At 44.2% G+C, this 20,092-nt stretch carries 18 protein-coding genes; 10 read left to right on the top strand and 8 right to left on the bottom strand.

The window, feature by feature from the left end; genetic code table 11:
- The first annotated feature begins 572 nt into the window (after window positions 1–572).
- A complete protein-coding gene (locus tag AB4405_RS16955; RefSeq protein WP_372061952.1) occupies window positions 573–1,517 on the top strand; it encodes an endonuclease/exonuclease/phosphatase family protein in 945 nt (314 codons plus the stop codon).
- Window positions 1,518–1,564: 47 nt separating this feature from the next.
- On the opposite strand, the gene AB4405_RS16950 is transcribed toward AB4405_RS16955, so the two are convergent.
- From AB4405_RS16950 to AB4405_RS16935, 4 genes are all read right to left on the bottom strand, one after another.
- Entirely contained in the window at window positions 1,565–2,131 is a 567-nt protein-coding gene (locus AB4405_RS16950; protein ID WP_102470240.1) for a PhnA domain-containing protein, read from the bottom strand.
- A 182-nt stretch (window positions 2,132–2,313) separates the two neighbouring features.
- Window positions 2,314–4,773 (bottom strand): VolA/Pla-1 family phospholipase, encoded by a 2,460-nt coding sequence (locus AB4405_RS16945; protein ID WP_372061950.1) that lies wholly within the window; start codon window positions 4,771–4,773, stop codon window positions 2,314–2,316.
- Between the two features lie 18 nt (window positions 4,774–4,791).
- Window positions 4,792–6,039: an outer membrane protein transport protein gene (locus AB4405_RS16940; RefSeq protein WP_372061949.1), complete on the bottom strand. Its 1,248-nt coding sequence runs from the start codon at window positions 6,037–6,039 to the stop codon at window positions 4,792–4,794.
- A gap of 252 nt (window positions 6,040–6,291) precedes the next feature.
- Complete coding sequence (locus AB4405_RS16935; RefSeq protein WP_372061947.1) at window positions 6,292–7,083, bottom strand: M48 family metallopeptidase; 792 nt, start codon at window positions 7,081–7,083, stop codon at window positions 6,292–6,294.
- A gap of 217 nt (window positions 7,084–7,300) precedes the next feature.
- Between AB4405_RS16935 and AB4405_RS16930 the strand changes: the two genes are divergently transcribed.
- From AB4405_RS16930 to cutA, 5 genes are all read left to right on the top strand, one after another.
- The gene (locus AB4405_RS16930) at window positions 7,301–7,735 is read left to right on the top strand and encodes a hotdog fold thioesterase (protein WP_372061946.1); all 435 of its coding nucleotides are present in this window, start codon (window positions 7,301–7,303) and stop codon (window positions 7,733–7,735) included.
- Window positions 7,732–7,965, top strand: a complete 234-nt coding sequence (locus AB4405_RS16925; RefSeq protein WP_102470245.1) for a DUF3389 domain-containing protein — start codon at window positions 7,732–7,734, stop codon at window positions 7,963–7,965. Before AB4405_RS16930 ends, AB4405_RS16925 begins: the two co-directional genes overlap by 4 nt.
- Before the next feature lie 64 nt (window positions 7,966–8,029).
- Entirely contained in the window at window positions 8,030–9,751 is a 1,722-nt protein-coding gene (locus AB4405_RS16920) for an SgrR family transcriptional regulator (protein WP_372061944.1), read from the top strand.
- Window positions 9,752–9,806: 55 nt separating this feature from the next.
- Window positions 9,807–10,058, top strand: a complete 252-nt coding sequence (locus AB4405_RS16915) for a hypothetical protein (protein ID WP_102470247.1) — start codon at window positions 9,807–9,809, stop codon at window positions 10,056–10,058.
- A 13-nt stretch (window positions 10,059–10,071) separates the two neighbouring features.
- The gene (gene cutA, locus AB4405_RS16910; protein WP_102470248.1) at window positions 10,072–10,392 is read left to right on the top strand and encodes a divalent-cation tolerance protein CutA; all 321 of its coding nucleotides are present in this window, start codon (window positions 10,072–10,074) and stop codon (window positions 10,390–10,392) included.
- Between the two features lie 35 nt (window positions 10,393–10,427).
- Here the strand turns inward: cutA and AB4405_RS16905 are convergent, their stop codons facing one another.
- Window positions 10,428–11,051, bottom strand: a complete 624-nt coding sequence (locus AB4405_RS16905) for a DUF2238 domain-containing protein (RefSeq protein ID WP_372061942.1) — start codon at window positions 11,049–11,051, stop codon at window positions 10,428–10,430.
- 354 nt (window positions 11,052–11,405) lie between these two features.
- Here AB4405_RS16905 and AB4405_RS16900 point away from each other — a divergent pair, with 354 nt between their 5' ends.
- From AB4405_RS16900 to AB4405_RS16885, 4 genes are all read left to right on the top strand, one after another.
- Window positions 11,406–12,419, top strand: coding sequence for an arginine deiminase family protein (locus AB4405_RS16900; RefSeq protein ID WP_372061941.1), 1,014 nt, complete (start codon window positions 11,406–11,408; stop codon window positions 12,417–12,419).
- 56 nt (window positions 12,420–12,475) lie between these two features.
- Window positions 12,476–12,757 (top strand): hypothetical protein, encoded by a 282-nt coding sequence (locus AB4405_RS16895; protein WP_372061940.1) that lies wholly within the window; start codon window positions 12,476–12,478, stop codon window positions 12,755–12,757.
- Between the two features lie 306 nt (window positions 12,758–13,063).
- On the top strand, window positions 13,064–13,903 hold the full coding sequence (locus AB4405_RS16890) for an isopenicillin N synthase family dioxygenase (RefSeq protein ID WP_372061939.1): 840 nt from the start codon (window positions 13,064–13,066) through the stop codon (window positions 13,901–13,903).
- Window positions 13,904–14,117: 214 nt separating this feature from the next.
- Window positions 14,118–14,732 (top strand): DNA-J related domain-containing protein, encoded by a 615-nt coding sequence (locus AB4405_RS16885; protein ID WP_372061937.1) that lies wholly within the window; start codon window positions 14,118–14,120, stop codon window positions 14,730–14,732.
- 104 nt (window positions 14,733–14,836) lie between these two features.
- Here the strand turns inward: AB4405_RS16885 and AB4405_RS16880 are convergent, their stop codons facing one another.
- The 3 genes from AB4405_RS16880 to fabV form a co-directional block, all read right to left on the bottom strand.
- Window positions 14,837–16,492 (bottom strand): P-loop domain-containing protein, encoded by a 1,656-nt coding sequence (locus tag AB4405_RS16880; protein WP_372061935.1) that lies wholly within the window; start codon window positions 16,490–16,492, stop codon window positions 14,837–14,839.
- Between the two features lie 173 nt (window positions 16,493–16,665).
- Window positions 16,666–18,552: a putative bifunctional diguanylate cyclase/phosphodiesterase gene (locus AB4405_RS16875; protein WP_372061934.1), complete on the bottom strand. Its 1,887-nt coding sequence runs from the start codon at window positions 18,550–18,552 to the stop codon at window positions 16,666–16,668.
- A 188-nt stretch (window positions 18,553–18,740) separates the two neighbouring features.
- Window positions 18,741–19,937, bottom strand: coding sequence for an enoyl-ACP reductase FabV (fabV, locus tag AB4405_RS16870; protein WP_102470254.1), 1,197 nt, complete (start codon window positions 19,935–19,937; stop codon window positions 18,741–18,743).
- Between the last annotated feature and the right edge of the window lie 155 nt (window positions 19,938–20,092).

Here is a 20,092-nt window from a genome sequence, read left to right as displayed (position 1 = left end):
GTTTTCGTTATGTGGTGTAATGTTTTATGTACAGTGCCGTGGTTGTGCACGAAATATGGTCAACGCAATCGTTTAACAATGAGTTGGGTCAAAGATTGCGTGATAGAGCGTTGGGTTTCACAAATTAGTCATATAAATTAGTTATAACTCGATAAAGAGCAATGGAGCCGACTCTTTCGTTGGTCTCGGGAAAATAAGGAAAATACGATGGACACATCAACACACGAAGAAGCACTAGAATGGATCGACGCTATGGAAATTGGATTTAACTTGTCTGGTCTAAACGAAGTCGATCAACCAGAAGATAAAGAAGAATAAAGCAGAAAGAGGAGGACGCTTGTCCCCCATGAATTTGTCATCATTGACGTTATCTCGAATCTAAACTTGGTAACCAAATTAACTTTACCTCAGCCATTTTCATCCAGGCGATAGACGAGTTGTCCTATTGACGGATGTCTTGGCCAAAACAGTGGAAACTTCACCTCGTTAGCGACATTTCTCATTACCACTTTTCTTTACCGACACCTACACTGAACTTATTGTTGTTGTAAATCAGGTTGTCTTGCCTTTTCATGTGGTTATTGTTGTTATTTCTGCCAACTCTAGTGGGGGCTGGCGCTTTTTATGCAAAATCTAACTGGGTTCTTGAGAACGCAGCATCGTTCGCCATCTTGTTACCCGTTTTTTATACGTTCTGTGCGCTTGGCCTACTTATTTGTAAAAAGACTCGTGGCAGTATTTTCGCTTTTTTATTAGCGGGAGTTTGGGGGAGTGTATTAGGTCAAGTGGTGTACCGGAGTACACATTTTTATACCGACCATAGTGCTTGCACTGACGAGACCGTGAATATTGTTCAATATAATGTCTATTACGATAATCAGAATTTAGAGGCTTTTATCGAGTATGTCGCAGATACCCTACCAGATATCCTCGTTTTACAAGAAGTATCGCCAATTCATGGTGAACGTTTACAAGTACTTGAACCTCTCTACCCGTATAAATTCGGTGGACAGAGTCGAGTTGGTTATCCTAGTGGGCAAATGATCCTCAGTCGTAAGCCTTTATATGGAATGAACACGGTGTCATCGCGCTCAGGTCATAAAATATTAAAAGTAATCTGGCGGGCGACCGCCGATAAAGATGTGTATTTAATTGCTGCACATCCACCTTCGCCAAGAACCGAGCAACTGTGGGTAGAACGAAATGAAGTGATTCGGGATGTCGCGGTTGAGGCTCAGCGCTCACCATTGGATACCACACTTGTCGTCGGTGATTTTAACCTTGCGAGCACAACGTCGCGATTCACGAGTTTAATGTCAACATTTGATACGAAACCGGTCTTTAGTTGGCCAACGTTTGTAAAGCGTTGGGGGGTGGCATTCCAGCCTGTTGTCGCTATCGATCATCTTTGGATTCGAACGACACAAACCACTCAGCCAGTAATTTGTTATCGGCATACCGTCAACAGCATCGCAGGATCTGATCACCGACCAGTACGAACCTATTTGAATTTATAGCACCCATAAAAAAAGCGCCTAAGGCGCTTTTTTTATCATCTTTATGGTTATTTTTTACGACAATATTCGCAACGTAACCACATCGATTGCCCTTCAACTTTACCAGAGAAAAGCTCAGGGTCATCTTGTGCAAGGCCAATATTTCTGACCATAGTACCAATTTTAACCACCATTGAAGACCCTTTAACAGGGAGGTCTTTAATGATGGTGACAGTGTCACCTTTTTGCAAAGGAGCACCGTGGCAATCAACGTGCTTTAGACCGTCGTTTTCAAGACCCGTCTCAGCCCAAGTTTTGACTTCTTCTTCCATGTACATCATGTCGAGAAGATCTTGTGCCCAGCCTTCTGCTGACAGGCGGTGAAGTTGGCGAAATGCGACAACTTGAACAGGGGCAACTTGGCTCCACATGCTATCGTTAAGACAACGCCAGTGGTTCACATCCATAGACTCTGGGTTTTCAATTTGGCTTGAACATGTTTCACAAAGCATGATCGCGTGATCAACGGTAACGTGCGAGTGCGGCGCGACAACAAATGGAGATAGTGACGTTTCAGCGGCACAAAGTTCACATTTGTTTCCGCAGCGTTCAAGCATCGTTGCTTCAGTAGACATACTTAACCCTTATTTTGATGAGATCGGGCGAAAAGCCTCGTCCGATGGTTATTCTGTGGTACTTAAATTTTAGTATCACCGGATTGATAGCCGCGCATTATACATGGTTTTACTTAAAAGTGTGATACAGAAACGGAAAAGCACGGCGAGACGCCGTGCTTTGAACTTGAGTGGTCGTTGCGTTATTCCAAAACAGAGGACGAGTTGGAGATGACGGCGCTGCCGGTAGCAATGAAGCTTGTTACTTGACTTTGCATCTCGATATGGTGGGCAAGATCTTGATAAGTCGTCACGTCTTGCACCGAGATATAGCTGCTATGCTTGCCTATGTCGCTAAAACGAACAAATGGTGTCGCTTCGGTTGAGCCGCCTTCGTTACTACGGACAACGGTAAGTCCTAACTTTGTAGCCAAAGGTTCGGTGCCGGCAAAAAGAGATTGTTGAACGTATTTACTGACGCCTCGCCCTTGGTCAACCAGGCCAGGGACATGGTTGGGGACCGTACCATCGTCTTTGACCTGAGCCATGTAAATAGGTGTGGAGAGCGCTTTTAATAGGGTGGCGTTGGTATAAGGGTCAGCGGTATCAAGAACGGTTTGAACGGCATAACTAAACTCAGTCGTCGCAGTTAAAATACGTTCGTTGTTTGTTGGGGAGTCTTCGCGCTTAAAGGCATCCAAACATGAATCGTAATAAGTATCGGGATCTACCGCATATTGGTCACAGGCACGTGAAGAAACGAAGGCGTCATAACCTAATCCCGCCGATAACGCCACATTGTGAGCAACCAAAGGGCCAAACGACGTTGAACCTAACAAAAGATTAGCGATTTGACCGCCAGAATTTACAAATGCAGCACGGCTGAATTTAAATAAAGGATCCACTGAGTCATTCAAAGGCGCATTCGCTTGTGTGATTGCAGGGACGCCTAGCACACCACCAAGTGAGTGTCCGATGAAAGCGGGTGGAGTAGTAAGGGTTGAAGGCAGTGTCGCTAGCGCCGTACCAATAAAACCGCCCGTGATCTGGTTAGTTGATAACGCCATTCTTAGTGTCATGATATCTAACATTGATTGACGGATATTATCTCGAGCAACGGGTAACACGGTTAGGTTCATGTAGTTTAATACATCGTCTTGCGCTGACTTGCCATTTGGCAGCGTTCGATCACCGTGAATCGGCGCGTCGATAGCAATAACGGCTTGACCAGCATTGACAAGGTTGCTTGCAAAGAAATAGGCGTTTTCTTTCGCTGAAGTAATGCCGTGTTGATATACCACTATGCCTGATATTTGCCCGTTAGTGGGCGTATAAAGTAAAAAATTAACTTCTTGTATGGATTTGACTGCAGGTACTGGTGAGTAACGTGTCACGATACGCTCTGAGTCAAACGTACTGCCATCAAGCTTCGTGAAAGATAACCCCATCAACTCAGGTAAAAGAGAGCTAGGATCTGACATAAACGTATTAGGGTCGATACTGTGGTCTTTTAATTGATCGACAAAATTCGTTCTTTCGGCATCATCGCCAATAATACTGTTGGCGATAGCGAGACTGTCTGTACCTGATTCAAATGGCTGCGTATTCCAATTGTCCCCCGTTTCTAAATAGTAAGGCAGTTTAACCACACCTTTGGTAACAGAAACGGCGAGAGGAGTGGTGTTATTGTAGTTTGCGATAACTGCATTTCGTTCAGTATCAGTCAGCTTCAAATAAGTGTTGAAGTTGTCATCATTGGCGAGCGCCGTCGCGAAATCAACCGACGTACCGAACGTCATGCTACCAATGCTATTTACGTCAATGTTATCGATATTGTTGGGGTTTGCTGAGCCTTTCCAAATATCGCTGTAATCGGTATTGGGTGCTTGGGCGGCGGCTAGCATTGCTTTGGTAGCATAAAGCGTTGCACCAATCGATTGAGTAGAAAACCACGTTGAGTAAACAATATCGTTAGGGTCAATACTTCCACCTGACCCAGCGGCGATAAGGGATTCGACACCTTGAACAACCTTTTGTGCAGACGCTAGTGAACCTTCTGTGTAAATTTTTGTTTTGGATTTAAGCGCTGCGTAGCTTTGCGATGTGCCGACAGAGAGCCCATTGCTATCGAGCAATGAATTGTTAACCGAGATAATGTATTCACTGGAACCAGAAAGATCTTTGAGTAAGACTACGACTAATGTGTTTCCACTAGTCTGTAAAACGTAATCGTCACCATACGTCAGCAACTTCTCGGGGAGCGGTGACGATCCTGCTAGCCCTTCTGTGAGCTTGACTATGGTCACAGATGTTGTTGATGGGGTAGCGCTTAACGGGCTATCAAAATTGATAGCAATAGGCTGAGTGGTTGACCATCCATCAACTTGGCCCATTGCTGCAATGGGGTTACTGAGATTTTCGTTGCCGCCAGTCGGGATTTCTAACGTACCGTCAACCGTATTCATGAGAGCAAAGGTTGGAAAGGGCACGTCAGCATTAGCGCCTTGCAGTGTATACACCACGTTTGTAGGCTGGTTTAAGGATGTTTGAATATAGTCTTCATAAGTCGTCGAAGTGGGTGTTCCGGAGAGTTCGCTCTCACCACCACAACCAGACAAAAGAAAAACGCCGGATATGAGTGACACTAAATATAACTTTTTCATCGTCGTATCCTTACTGACTTAATTGAAAACGTAGTTGAGCTGCAAGGCACCAATATAGGCATTTGACTCGCCACTAAACGCTAATTCCTGACCGAGTTTGTCGGTTTCGGTGAATGATCCTGATTTTCCGTACAGGTAGGTGAAGCCAGCGTCTAGTGAGAGAGCCGTACTGACTTGGTAGGTGAGACCTGCTGAATACCAATAGCGGTCTGAGTCAGGGATACTTAACGTGGCTTGACCCGCTTGTTTATCGAGCGCGAAGCCAGCACGTAGCGTCCAGTCATGATTTAAATAGTGGGTAAAGCCTGCAGAGTAACGGTTGCTGTCTTCATAGCTCTCGTTTTTATAAAAACATTCACCGGGCACGCCTCCACCGGTACAATTGGGAGAGGTCGCCTTAAGCTCTTTAAAGGCACTCCATTCTGTTCGTTGTAAGCCGTAGTGTATTGCCCATTTTTCTGCGACTTTGTGGTAACCAGAAAACTCCCAAATAGCGGGGAGTGTGACGTCTAAGTTTGCGGTCGTATTCGTAGGTGTTGAAATGCCACTGTCATAGCTTGAAAAATCGCCATCTTCGAACGATAGGTCAATGGCGGATCGATAAGAGAAGCCGAATCGATGGTCATCATTGATTTCATATAGCGCACCAAGATTCCATCCAAAAGCATAGGTATCCCCTTTCATCGAGATGAGCTTGTCACTGGGTGAGCCGCCAAGGAAAGGAGCCAATGCGCCTTTATGACGATCGAGTTCCGCTTCGGCATACACTAAATTTACCCCGCCCCCTAAAGAAAAGTGATCATTAATACGATAGGCAATATTGGGGTTGAGGTTAACTGAGATTAATGAGGTATTGCCCGCAAGATCGCCAGCCGCAGCGCTATCTGGATAATCAGTTGCCACACCATAAGTGCTGAAGAGTCCAATTCCCCACGCCCACTGGTCGTTAATTGGGCTAATGTAATAAGCACCTGGAACGATTTGTGACGGTGCGATGTCCTTCATTTCTTGATTGTTAGTGGTATCGGTAATGTTAACATTTGGATCGACAAGGGTAATCGCACCTGAAAATTGTGCGGCATCAAACAATGTCATTGCCGCCGGATTTCTTGCGAGTACACTGGCGTTATCGGCTACAGCGCCTTCACCAGAGAAAGCACGGCCTAAACCAGATGCTGAGTGTTCGTTGGCTTGAAACCCAGCAGCTAACGATGTCGGCGCGACAACCCCCAGAAGGATAGGGGTGAGGAGAGCTCTTTTCTTCATTCTAAATTCCCTTTAAGAAGTCATTCACCATCGTGCGCAGATGATTTGTATTTTTGGCAACATAGTGTCTGATCTGACCAGTTGTTAACTATATGTAAATAAAAAGTAAATGCAAGGTGATTTTTTAACCAGGTGATATAGGTTAAAAAACAGGGATACAAGGAATGATGAAAGTAACGATGGGGGAGACTGGTTTTCTGACTGTGCCGTGATTACGTTGATGTCGCCACGGCACGCCTTAGTTTAAGGGGGTTAGCTGGGAATACGACAGCTAGGTGTTGCAGCATTGTAAGCGGGTAACGTCGCCGCTTTTTCCTTAAGATCGTTGATTCGCGTATCGTGAGAAGGGTGTGTCGATAATAATTCTGGCGGTTGGTTTCCCCCTGAAGCTTTTGCCATGTTTTTCCATAAATCGACACTTTGTTGTGGATCAAAGCCGCTCTTTGCCATTAATTCTAAGCCTACGATATCCGCCTCAGACTCTTGTGTTCGACCATATGGAAGAATAACGCCATATTGAACCCCAACGCCTAATGCTGCCATGGTGACACTTTGGTACTGAGAACCCCCTAGCGCGACGTTGGTAATTTGCATACCGGTGTTCGCTATTTGTGACTGCGATAACCGTTCGTTGCTGTGATCGGCTAGAACATGGGCGACTTCATGTCCAATAACCGTAGCGAGCTGATCTGGGGTGACCGCGACGTTGAGCAAGCCAGTATAAACGCCAATTTTTCCGCCAGGTAAAGCGAATGCATTCACTTGCTCACTGTCGAAAACCACTACCTCCCATTCCGAAAACTCTGCCTGCGGAGGAACGTGATCAGTAATGGTTTTTGCTACACACTGTACATAAGCATTGATCGCTTTATTGGTACTTATTTTTTGTTCTTGTTTCATTTGCTCAAAAGACTGCGAACCGAGCTGACTCATTTCATTATCGGAGAATAAAATAAGTTGGTTCCGACCCGTAGGTGATGACGAGCAAGCTGCAATTGCTGTAGTGACCAAAGCGGTACCACATACTTTTGCCCAAGTTTTCATAATGACGCGGCTCCTTTGCTTCCATGCGAGTGCTTCCATTCGAGAGTCCCTGGAGAATCTACGTAGCGTGATTAACGAATTTCTATCGTGTGCCTTGTAAACCTTAAGAGCGGATATAACACTTCAACGATGGTTTTCGATTATTCTGATATTTGCCAATTGAGATAACTCAAGGCATGATGTTTTTTATTCTTGACCCTAAGTATAGGATTTAACAGTGAGTATTTGGAAGAAGAAACTCTCATTAGCTGCGCTAAATCGCACTTCCGAGAATACGCTGATTGAACATCTACAGATTGAATACACGGCTTTTTCGGACAATTCCCTGTCGGCGACCATGCCAGTTTGTAGTTTTACCCATCAACCGCTAGGGATGCTGCATGGCGGCGCATCAGTGGTTTTGGCAGAGACCCTAGGCTCACTTGCTGCCAATTACTGCGTGGATGAAAACCACTATTGTGTGGGGCTGGATATTAATGCCAACCATGTAAGAGCAATGCGTTCAGGTATCGTAATCGGAACCGCAACGCCGATTCACCTGGGCGTCTCTACTCAAGTATGGCAAATAGAGATCACTGATTCACAACAAAGATTGGTGTGTACGAGCCGGTTAACGATCGCGGTGAAAAAACACAAAAAGGCGACAGCATGACGGTCGAGTTTAGTGGGGGAAAAGTGCTCACAACCCCGCATGAAATCGTGGTGCGATTGACGACGGGCCATACTACGCTGCAAGCACAGGTTGATGCGGTCCAACTTATATTGCCAGCGTGCGTGATTTCGGCGAACGGTTCAGAATGCAAGTGGTCGATTCGGTTGGATAATGAAGCGCAAATTCAGCAGATTGCGAATGAGACCAGCATCGAGATTCTGTCTATGTAACTTGCTAATTGGTGTAGTAAAGAGGAAACTAACGTTAAGGTTATTAAGTTAGTGTTTCCTCTTTATGAGTAGTCCTCGTCTCCGTAAACAATTTGAAATCCTATTTGAACACTTCTCTGGTCAAAACGCTGAAACTCAGCTAGATGATGTCACTGAAATCCTCTTTTGTACGCGTCGAAACGCCCGCATTGTATTAAATAAACTGGAAGAGGAGGGATGGATCGAATGGCATCCCGCCGCGGGGCGAGGAAAGCTATCCAAGCTGAATTTTAAGCAAAACCGCAATGATGTCAGCGAAACGCTGGCGAGGCGTTACCTAGAAGAAGGTCGAATTGGGCACGCACTGAATGTGTTGGATAAAGACACCAACCGCCTAAGTAATGTGATTCAAAGTTATTTAGGGGTGACCCAGACCGATGGTAAGCAAGTTATCCGTTTGCCTTATTATCGGGCACTTTCCATGCTTAACCCGTCTAAACCATTGCGACGTTCAGAACTTCACATTGCCCGGCAGGTGTTCAGTGGACTAACAAAGCTTGATGAACACGATGAAATAAAACCTGATTTAGCCCATCACTGGCAACAATTAACCGATTGTCATTGGCGCTTTTATATTCGTCCTGGGGTGCGATTCCACAATGGTGAGCCATTAACAACAGAGCACATCAAAGCGAGTATTGAGTCGTTAAAAGAAGTTCGGTTATTTTCACATATCGATGAAGTCGTGAGCCCATCGGCCTGGGTGCTCGATATACATTTTAGTCGCCCTGACTACCATGCAGCATTTTTGTTCGCGGAAATCAGTGCGAAAATACTGCCACCTCCTGAGATGAGAAAAGAGGATTTTGACCGCTTCCCCGTAGGCACTGGTCCATACAGCGTGACCACCAATAATGAAAAGCGACTGATTTTAACCGCATTTGATGGGTATTTTGGCTATCGACCGCTCCTTGATACGGTTGAAGTATGGATTATTGATGAGCCACATTCTACGTTAGTGTTTCCAACATTGGCTGATCCTGTTGCAGGTGCACGTTCAGAAAAGCATGATGATATTGACCTTGATCCTGGGTGTACTTACCTCCTTCTTAATCGGGTTAATGGGTTGGCAAAAGACGATGAATGGGCACGTTATCTCACGAAAAAGCTAACGTCTTTGTCGGTATTTAAAAAACTACCCGAGCGTACGGTTACTGACCTCGGCATTATACCTGCTCATGGGCTAAAGCCAGGTTGGTACCATCAGCCAACTCATAGTCATTCCTCTCTTGAAATTGGGGGCGCGAACCTAGAACTTACACGTGATATTAGAATTGCCTATTATTCTGAGCATCCAACGTTTCCGGATATTTCCAATGCCATTGAGCAACTTCTAAAGCAAGATGGTATTCGAACGCATTTTATTCGTTACGGGCATGACTCACCGGATCCTAAAGATGTCGATATCTGGATTCGACCAATGGGTATTGCAACGAAAAGAGAAGAGGCGATTGCAGGTTGGCTATTGGATTATAGTGGCATTGAAGCCATGTCTAAGCCTGAAGATTTCTTAGTTTGGTCTAATCTAGTTGAAGAGTGGCAAAGCCAGAAAGAATTTAAGTTTCCGGCGCAAGAAATAGCGAAACGGCTTGTTCAAAGTTATCAAGTGATTCCTATGTTTCACTGCTGGTTAGGCATAAGTAAAGACCATTGCGGAAGCTTACAAAATGCCAAGTGTAACGCTTTGGGTTGGTTTGACTTTAGTCAGGTATGGGTAAAACCTGATGTATTGGAGCCCAATGATTAGCGGCAATATCAATATTAATTCCAATGGCATAGGTTGACTAAAGTAGGCGTGCATTGTGGCAAAACCGAATAGTAAAGCACCATCCAAATCGGTCGATATATTTTGTAATAAATGCGGTGTTAAACTCTATCGTTATAAAAAAGGCGGTAAGGGTGCTCTGGTTAAGTGTTTCAAGGAGCGAATCACGGCAGATTACACACAAAGCTTAGGTATATGTCCAAACTGCAGTAGTGTGTTTGGGCGCGATGCTCTCGTACGAGGCACGCCCGCGATTAAGTTTGTGGGCGGTAAGGTTCGAATGAAATAAATGGAGAATTTCAGTGAAATCTAATGCGATAACGGTACTGACGACAGTAGCCAATGAGCAGCAAGCAAATCTTCTTATTAGTACGTTGCTTGAAAAGCAACTCGCCGCGTGTATCCAAACCCAAACCATAGGCAGCCATTACATGTGGGAAGGGAAGGTATGCCATGATCAGGAGATGTTGTTGATCATCAAATCGACGAACGAGGCGTATTCAAAGCTGGAGCGAACTATCATTCAATTACATGACTATGAGATTCCGCAAATTGTCGCATTACCCATTGAGGCAGGCTACCGGCCTTACCTCAACTGGTTAAAGGATAATGTAAGACCGTAAGCAAAATGGCCACTTAATTACCTGTGCTCAAGCGTTTATGCCAAAGAGTGTTTTGTGCTCTTTGGCGTCATAAACCAAAATAAAGTAAGCGCTGTAATGGCACCTAAGGTATCGCTTAGCATATCTTTTTGTGCATCCCAAATATCGCCTTGTGAACCAAGGAACGCAATACCTTCATCTCCGCCTGCTAATTCGACATACCACCATTCAATTATTTCGTATGACGCTGCAAGACTCATAATGGCAAATAAGGCAAATAATATGGCTGGAGTTTTCCCCATTATGTTTCGCTTGAACACATATTCAGCAATAGCAAAAGCGTATAAACCGATAGAAAAATGCGCGACACGGTCAAAGTTATTCCTCTCTGAACCAATCAACTCATTAAACCAATCAAAAGGAACCTCTGCGAAGGTGTATTTGGCACCAATGGTGTGAAGTATGAGCCACGCGAACATCAAGGCATAAGCCGTATGAGTAAAAGTGAATTGTCGAGAAACGAGCCAGATCACCGCGAGAATACCGACCGCAGGTATAATCTCTGCAATCCATACGGCCCGTGAGTTTGGTTCAATAAAAGAATATATAAATATCGCTAAATAGACGAATGTCATCGTGATAAGAGTTTGACTGTAACCTTTTTTATTCGAGGTGGTCATAGGGAATGTCCAATTAGAAAATAGCAATAAGCTAATTATAACAATATTAGACAAAGGTGTAAGGCTAGTACATAGAATGCACTGCTGAGTTTAAAAATTGGTTGTTCACTAATTGGGTAATGGGTTTCAGATTTGGCTTATTAGCTTTTTCTTATTGCCGCTAGTTATGGGTTGCTGTCATGCATTCACTGATTGATTTATCATTCACATAATTTAAACACTGTCAAATCCATACGGTTTTATTACATACAAACCTCTACTGTTATATTTCTCCCCAGACGAACAAGGCACCGTGAATGTTGACTGTCCAAATCATTCGGGGCCAAATTATTTAACAAACTTGAGGTAATCAATATGACTAAGCAATCAAATGAAAATCAAGCAAATGTAATAAACGTCACGCATGAGTGGGGAACGTTAAAAGAAGTCATCCTTGGTCGTCCTTTTACATCTATGCCTGAAGTACTACCTCCATACTTAAAAAACTGGCTGAGCGATGATGCATACGCTACATACGAAGCCATGGCAGGAAGTACATTAGAAGAAACCTATCCGGTGCTATACGCAAAGCAACTCGAACAAATTGAGGGAGCAAAAAAGGTATTACACGAACGTGGAATTAAGATCCACCAGATCGATAAATTACCGGAGCACGAACTCAATTTTGGCAGCGGACAAGTCGATTCGCTCCATTGCTTACAATACATGCGTGATAGCGTTGTAGTGATTGGCAATAATTTTATAGAAACTAACATGTATGACCCGGGCCGCCGCTCTGAGCGTTTTGCCATTCGTCGCGCACTGGGTGATAGATTAAAAAACAGCAATGCCCGAGTAGTATCAATGCCAGAGCCGCCGGTAATGTCTGATGAAAATGGCTTTGGAGAAGGTGCATTCCTTGAAGGTGGTGATGTATTTGTATTAGGCAAAACCATTCTTGTAGGCAATACAGGTAACGCATCTAATAAAGAAGGCATTGAGTGGTTACAGCAATACCTTGGTAATGAATATGATGTCATCGAGGTACCACTGAGCAATGATTTTGTTCACCTAGATTGTGTGCTTTGCACAATGCGCCCTGGCCTTGGGTTAATTGTTGAAGAGGCATTCTTAGAGGGTATTCCTGCGATTCTGAGAGACTGGGATTTTGTTCAGGTAGACGCTAAAGAGGCGGAGGGTATGCTAGCGACCAACGCTTTTGTACTTGATAACAAAACTGTAATGATGTCGGCTTCTTTGCCGCATATTGCGGAGGCAGTGCGAGCGCATAACCATGAGGTTATTGAGGTGCCGTTTGACTCAATTCAATGGCAAGGCGGCGCGTTCCGATGCTGGCATCATCCGCTGATTCGTGTGACTGAGGCATAAACAGGTATCAGTTAGCCCGGCAATGGTGCTGGGCTATGCTCAACGAGGTGATGAATATGAAAATTAGATTTTACATTGGTGTGTTGATTGTCGCTGTGGCGGTTGTATTTCCATTTATTGCAATTCCGGTTGTTACAATCTTGCCACTATCAGTCGAGTTAAAAGCGACTGCGATGGCGGTCGCTGTCGCAGGGGTCCCAGAAGTGCTTTTGGTCGTGGCTGGCGTTGTCATGGGTAAGGAGAACTTAGGGGTTATTATAGGCCGTTTGCTCCATCCGTTAAAAGTACTCTGGGCTAACTTGGCACACCGTATCATCAAGTTTACCAGAGCCAAATAATTGGGTTGATCCAATACGGGTTAGCTTCGCTATTTCGGCGGTAATGTGTTGTGTTCAATTAGACATCTTATTGTTGCATTTAACGATATAGTCACCCCGAGTAGATGTAATTAAACATACTCAACATGGGCTTGTGTCCCAAAAAGGCAACTAGCGTATGTCTTACATAAGCCTTCAACAAATCGCATTTGTGATTTAACCCTCACAATGAGTGAATGAGACTGAAAATAGTTTAAGATTACTTTGAAACTCCACTGACTTTTTTCTAACATCGCATAACAACAATAAAGATAAGAAAGTGAAGTCATGAAATTAGAAACTGTCGATTATCTCGATCCGAAAGCACCTGAGTTGTTTGTCAATTCATTAAGAGAAACAGGGTTTGGTGTTCTAGAGAACCATCCGATCCCTAAGTCACTCGTTGAATCAATATATAAGAATTGGCAAGCATTTTTCAATTCGGTTGATAAAGACGACTATCGCTTTAACGTAGAGACGCAGGACGGGTATTTTCCTCCAAGTGTGTCTGAGGTCGCCAAAGGCCATGCCGTTAAGGATATTAAAGAGTATTTTCATGTTTACCCTTGGGGGCAAATACCAGCAGAGCTAAAAGATGAAATCCTTGATTATTATGCTCGCGCGAATGCCTTTGCTGAAGAATTGCTAGGTTGGGTTGAGGCTCATGCGCCTGCCGAAGTTAAAGAAAAATTTTCTATGGCTTTGTCGGACATGATCAACAATAGTGATAAAACATTGCTACGTGTCCTTCATTACCCGCCAATGACCGGAGATGAAGAACCTGGAGCGATCCGCGCTGCAGCCCATGAAGATATTAATTTACTCACCATATTACCGGCTGCCAATGAACCGGGGCTTCAGGTCCAGACCCAAGAAGGGGATTGGCTAGATGTGCCTTGTGATTTCGGTAACTTGATCATCAATATTGGCGATATGCTTCAAGAAGCCAGTGACGGTTACTTTCCTTCTACGACGCATCGAGTGATTAACCCAACCGGTGAAAAGCAACAACATTCGAGAATATCGTTACCGTTATTTTTGCACCCTAAGCCTGACGTTGTCCTATCGGAAAGATATACCGCAGATAGCTACCTAATGGAGCGCTTAAGAGAGCTGGGTGTGATTTAGTCGCAGATGGTCTCTCTTTAGGTTTGTACGTTGACAATGTATTGCTTGATTAACAATACATTGTCTGTTTGGTGTTGGCCGGTAATACGTTGTGTGACGTCACAACGCAAATTAATTAAGCATACAGCGAGTCAGTCAATGGCTGGCTAATTAATGTGTTTACTGTTCGGTACAATGCTAACATTAACGGAACAGATTGAGAGGGAGTTGGAAGTTGACTGAGCGAAGAGAGGGAGAGATCCATGTATATCAAACAGAAGAGAATCCCTTGATATGGTCGGTTTTAAATCGATTAGAAAGCCGTTCAGATAGCTGGAAAATCCATATACTTGCATCAGAGCTTTGCAATGACGGTGTTATCCCTGTTCTCGATGCCCAGCCAGAAAAAGACTTATTTAAGCGTAACTTCTTGTTGATGAATGCGTTGTATCAACTGCAAGGTCTGCTTATCCCTGATAAGTGGCTAAACCTTGAAGCGATGGCGATCGAATTGTTGCCATTCAGTCCTTCAATCCATAACCTTTCTGTTGATGATCCACTGCGAGAATACTATCTGGATTGGTCACACTATGATGCGGATTCATCGGAAGTTAAGCGATTATTAAATGCTTTCTGGGATCGCTATCAAGAACAGGTCGGCTCTCATGAGGTGACAATGTCACAAAAGGCGGCTTTTGAGTTTTTCGAATTGGATTGCTTAGCGACGCCAAAAGAAATCCGTCAGGCATGGCGTCGGCTTGCTTTAAAGTGGCATCCCGACCGGGAAGGCGGGGATGCTGAGCAGTTTACATTAGCTTGTGAGGCATGGTCACAGCTCAAGTCTCTATAATATCTTTCAAGAACCTTAGAACCTAGAACCTCAAGGTCACGCCGTTAGAGCGTTACATCGAACCAAACGCAGTTGGTCCGATGATTACCTTATTTCTCTTTCTACTACCTTGGCTGGCGCATTTTGGCACTGCGAAGACGATTTAACGCAGACAGGGTGTCAACGATGCGCGGCTTGGCTAAGTCGCCTGAATTAGGCATTCTAGCGCTCCAATCACCTTCTAATAATTCGACTAACGCCTTGGGTGGATGCTCTGACCAACCTGGCTGCTGTGCCAATTGGAACAATAGCCAACCGATAGCATTCAATTCTGCATTAGATTCCAGTTGTTCTAGTGCTTCTAAGTCAATGGTATCCTTACCAAAGCGAAGTGAGTTGGCACCTTTGCCTGATACTCGGAACTTACCATCCGCTAAAATAGACAGCAAATGCGCTGAATCGATGTGGCGCGGCGGGATCAGCTCTAAAGGTTTTTCGCTTTCGTTTTGACGCTCACTTGGATGAAGCTTGACCACTTCTTTCGCTTTGTCTGTGACATCGAGCGCTTGATAGTCATGCATCTGAATCACGGTATCGGCAACGTCTAGATAATCACCTGAGCCACCCATAACAATCATGGTTGATACGTCAAGTTCATCACGAAGTTGACCCACACGATCAACAAAAGGCGTAATCGGCTCATCACCTTTAGAAACAAGTGCTTGCATGCGTTCATCACGAATCATGAAGTTCGTTGCAGATGTGTCTTCATCAATTAAGATTGCTGTTGCGCCAGCTTCAATGGACTCTTGTAACCAAGCGGCTTGTGACGTTGAACCCGAAGCATCTTGTGTGCTGAAATCTGAGGTATCTTTACCAAATGGCAAATGATTAATGTAATTGCTCAAGTTTAGATTATGTATTGAGCGACCATCTTCTGCTTTAATTTTGGTGGCTTCTGTTGAGGTGACAATACACTCACGGCCGTCGTTAGGAATATGGTTATAGATAGACCGTTCGATGGCGTTGAGAAGCGTTGATTTACCGTGGAAGCCACCACCAACAATGAGTGTTACGCCTTTTGGGACGCCCATGCCTGTTACTGCGCCGAGGTTAGGGCGTTGCAAGGTTATTTCTAACGAGCTAGGAGAAACAAACGTGATTGCGTCTTTCATTGGCAAGTCACAGTTGCCGGCAATGCGGGGTAGAACGCTACCGTTGGCGACAAACGCGAGCAGGTTATGTTCATCGAGTTGAGCGCGGAGTGAATCCTGGTCTTCGATGATTTCGCAATGGCGTTTAAGTGCTTCTATATCGATTTCACGCTCAAGTGTCGCCTTACGAATGTATTTCGGTAAATGAAACGTCAGAATGTTAGAGGCTTTTTTGCCTAAGATACTGCGACCTTCTGCGGGTAAATTAACACGGAAACGTAGCTCAATACCTTCGTCGCTAAAAATGACCGATGTCGCATCCATCACCGTTTGGCCGGTAAGCGTCATAGAGACGTTATTTTCTTGTTTTGCAAACTCTACGAATGTGCGAGCAATAAAATCTCGTGCCGCAATCTGATAGCTCTGAGACGTTGATTTTAGCCACTCTAAACCCGTCAATGACCATTTTCTAAATGCACGCACTCGTGACGCTGCTGCATACGGATCGGATTGAACATGGTCAATATAGAAATCGAAATCAGTGAAGTCGTATTGGCCTTTAATTTGCTGGTAGGCACGGTAGTTCTGTTTTTCGATTTTTTTCAGTTTAGCTATCAAATGATCCATGACGAAATTTCCGCATTTCAAGAGTTTGGGGCGCGATTATAGGAGTCCGCGTGGTGATGGTAAAGACCTAAACGTCATTCTACCGACGATGAAGCGGGTATTCATTGTTTTTATGCCTATAACCGGGTCGTGAATGGACGTTACCGGACAATATGGAGGACAAAAAACGATGCTTAACGAATGATAAAATCGTTTGGAATAGGGTATTGTTTGATTAACTGGCTTTCAAATACATCACGCGGCATTGGTTTAGCGTAAAAATAGCCTTGGCCGAGGTCACACTGTTCGCGCCGAATAAAGTTGTTTTGATCGTTGGTTTCCACGCCTTCTACCACCACTTTTTTGTTTAACTTTTTTGCAATCGTAATAATGGACTTTAGGATGGCCTTGTCTTGTTTGTTGTACAGTACATTGACCAGAAACTCCCTATCAATTTTTAACGAATCGAAGGGTAGTTTTTTTAAGTAATTGAAGGACGCATACCCAGTACCAAAATCGTCTAGGGCAAACATTACGCCATGTTGCTTTAGGGCTTCGATATTTTTCCTTGCCACATCGAAGTTGCCAACTAAACAACTTTCGGTGAGTTCAAGTTCTAGGTTTGCTGGGGGGAGTTCATTTTGTTCTAATAAATGGATGACTTTTTCGGCAAAGTCTAATGAACAAATCTGCTTAGCTGACACGTTAACAGACAGGTGAAAGTTGGGCGCAATCTGAACCCATTCTGAAGCCCGGTCAATGGCGCTACGCAAAACAAAATATCCGACTTCGATGATCAGTCCATTTTTTTCCGCCATATGGATAAGCGCTTCATTTGATACGTCGCCAAGTATTGGGTGTTTCCATCTTAACAGCACCTCGGCACCCATCCATTTACCCGTGGTAAGGTTGACTTGCGGTTGGAAATGCAGGATCAAATCATCATTTCTCACGGCCTGTAATAAGTAATTTTCCAGTTGATTAAACTCTTTTTGCTCAATCTGGTCAGCATAAGAAAATACCTTGACTAAGGTACCTGATTCTTTACAAGCAACAGAAGCTTGATACGCATTATTGATAAGGTCTGTTGCGTCACTGGTATGGTAAGAGTTTGCAACACCCATGTAGGCATGTAGATGAATATTGTGTTGCCCAACAATAAATCCTTCGCGCGCAACACTCGATAATTGTGTACATAGATTGGGTAAAAAAACATCATCGAGTGCTGGAATAATCGCTGCTAGGGCAATCTCTGTCGTAGAAACGCGTGCTATATGACTAATGTGAGGGGTACTGGTATGTATTTTTTGTTCGAACTCTTTTAATAACCGATCAAAGGCTTCACATCCGATTCGAGCTTGGACACGTTCGCCGTTGGTGAAGTGTAGGAAGATGACAGATAAGTAAACTTTATTAGAGGCCACTGCAGCCCCTTGGAGCATACGCTGCAACGCGTTCTCAAATCCAGAACGGTTTAGCATCTTTGTCGCGGGGTCATGAGTTTGTTGAAACACCATTTCCTGTTCCAACTTGCTTTGTTGATGCTGTATTGCCGTGATGGTGTTGCTCAGTAGGACAATTTGTTGGTCCTTGCCTTGAATTTGTTGTTGAAAAGCTCGCTTCACACGAAATAATTCATCAGATAACAAACGTTGCGTGAGAAAATGGTTAATGTGTTCACGTGCCCATCGGATATGTTTAGTGATCGGAGCCGATTGGCTGCAAATTTCAAACACTCCTAACTTGTTGGCATGGGGTAACGTGTCTACGATGTCCACATTGAATCGGGGAGAAACAGAAGGGGTGTGGCGCTGGGTGAATGAAGCTTTTAACTTGTCGGCTATTTCATGTTGTGATGCTCTATCGCAAGACAAAGATATAGGTGCTAATGCGTTGTTCGACTCGGTTTGGCTGTTGACGTCATGTAACAAGTGAATCGTCAGAAGATCGCCATCAACATAAAACCACCCAGACCATAGCTGGTCATTGTGATTGATGTAATCGCTAACAATCTCAGTTATTCTCCGAATGTCAGACGGTTGAAGCGCTCGATACTCAGTTACAGCTTGTTTCCTTTCCATCGTTATTCACCACATCCTGTGGAATATACACCTTGTCTACGACCCAGACCCTCGGTGTGTCCAAATAATGATTAAAGTATATGTAATCCGCAGACGTTAATAAAAAAAGGCTCTCCCTAAAGAAAGGGAAAGCCTTTTAATGTACATCACGTCTCAGTAGTGAGAATGATTAAAGATGAAAAGCTAAACTAAGGTTTGAGTTTTTTAAGCTGCTCTAAATCAGTCTTTTTAGAGTAGTCGACCCCTTCGAGCGCGAATCCATTAAGGTTCAGGAATTCTTGTTGGAAACCATCAAAATCGCCGATGGTTCTAAAGTTAGTTTCATCCATTTGATTTAAAAGCTCGGCTACACGTGCTTGAGTGCTTGGATTAAGCTCATAGTCGTCCATTCTCAACAAGCGCTCACCGTCGACGGGAATACTTGATTGGTTGTAGAGCTTCGTAGCAAACAAGCGTTGCATTTGTTCAATACAACCTTCGTGGTTACCTTGTTCTTTCATGGTTTTATATAGCGCGAGCAAGTAGGGTGTTAAACCTGGGATAAAGACACTTGCTTTTGTGACTAGCGCCTTGCAGACCGCAGCGTAGGCATTGCCATTAAATGGAGATAACTCCAGGTTTAATGCATGGCTGGTTTGGTGCAAATCGACTTTTGCACGGCCTAATGTGCCATCTAGATAGATCTGATGGGTGACTTCAGGACCTATATATGAAAATGCGATAGTTTTACACCCATCAGCGATAGAGTCAGAGTTGATGAGCGTATCAATCCAATTGCCCCAATCTTGACCGCCCATGACTTTTAGAGTGCCTTCGATCTCTTCATCGCTAGCAGGCTCGAGTGTCGTGTTTTCCCACTGTTCAGTCTCAAGATTAATGATACCGCCAGATACACTTTCACCAATCGGCTTAATAGCAGAACGCCAAAATTCACCGTTTTCTTTGGTACGACGGCCAGAGGCGAGGCTATAAATGATGAGATCAACTTCGCCTTCAAAATAGGTTTCAATCGCTTCAATTACTTGCTCACGAGTCTCGGTTGAGTATGCATCACCGATAATATTGATGGCTTGTCTACCTGACTGCTGCGCACGACGTTTGAAGTGAATATTATTGTACCAGCCAGCAGAACCAACACCCTTTTCAGAAGGGCCATGTTCAAATGATACGCCGATCGTATCGGCTTCTGCACCACCAAATGTTAATGCGATTCGTGCAGCAAGACCAAACCCAGACGAGGCGCCAAGTATGAGGACTCGTTTGGGGCCATTTTTGATCGGTGTAGCTGATTTGACGTATTCTATTTGGTTATCGACCGCCTTTTTGCACCCTTCTGGATGCGATGAGCGAGCAACAACACCGCGAATAACCGGTTCAATTACCATTGATTACAACCTTCTAAGACGATGACAGGGCACAGAGTAACGTAACAAGTTATTATCAACATTGAGCTAGACCATTAAAAACACACTATGTGGCTAAAATTTTGATAATAAAGGCAACAAAATATGTCATGTTTTTGTGAGAAGTGAGAAGTGAG

The organism is Vibrio sp. 10N.261.51.F12, from assembly GCF_041471725.1.
GTDB lineage: Bacteria > Pseudomonadota > Gammaproteobacteria > Enterobacterales > Vibrionaceae > Vibrio.
This window is presented reverse-complemented; position numbering and strand designations above follow the sequence as displayed.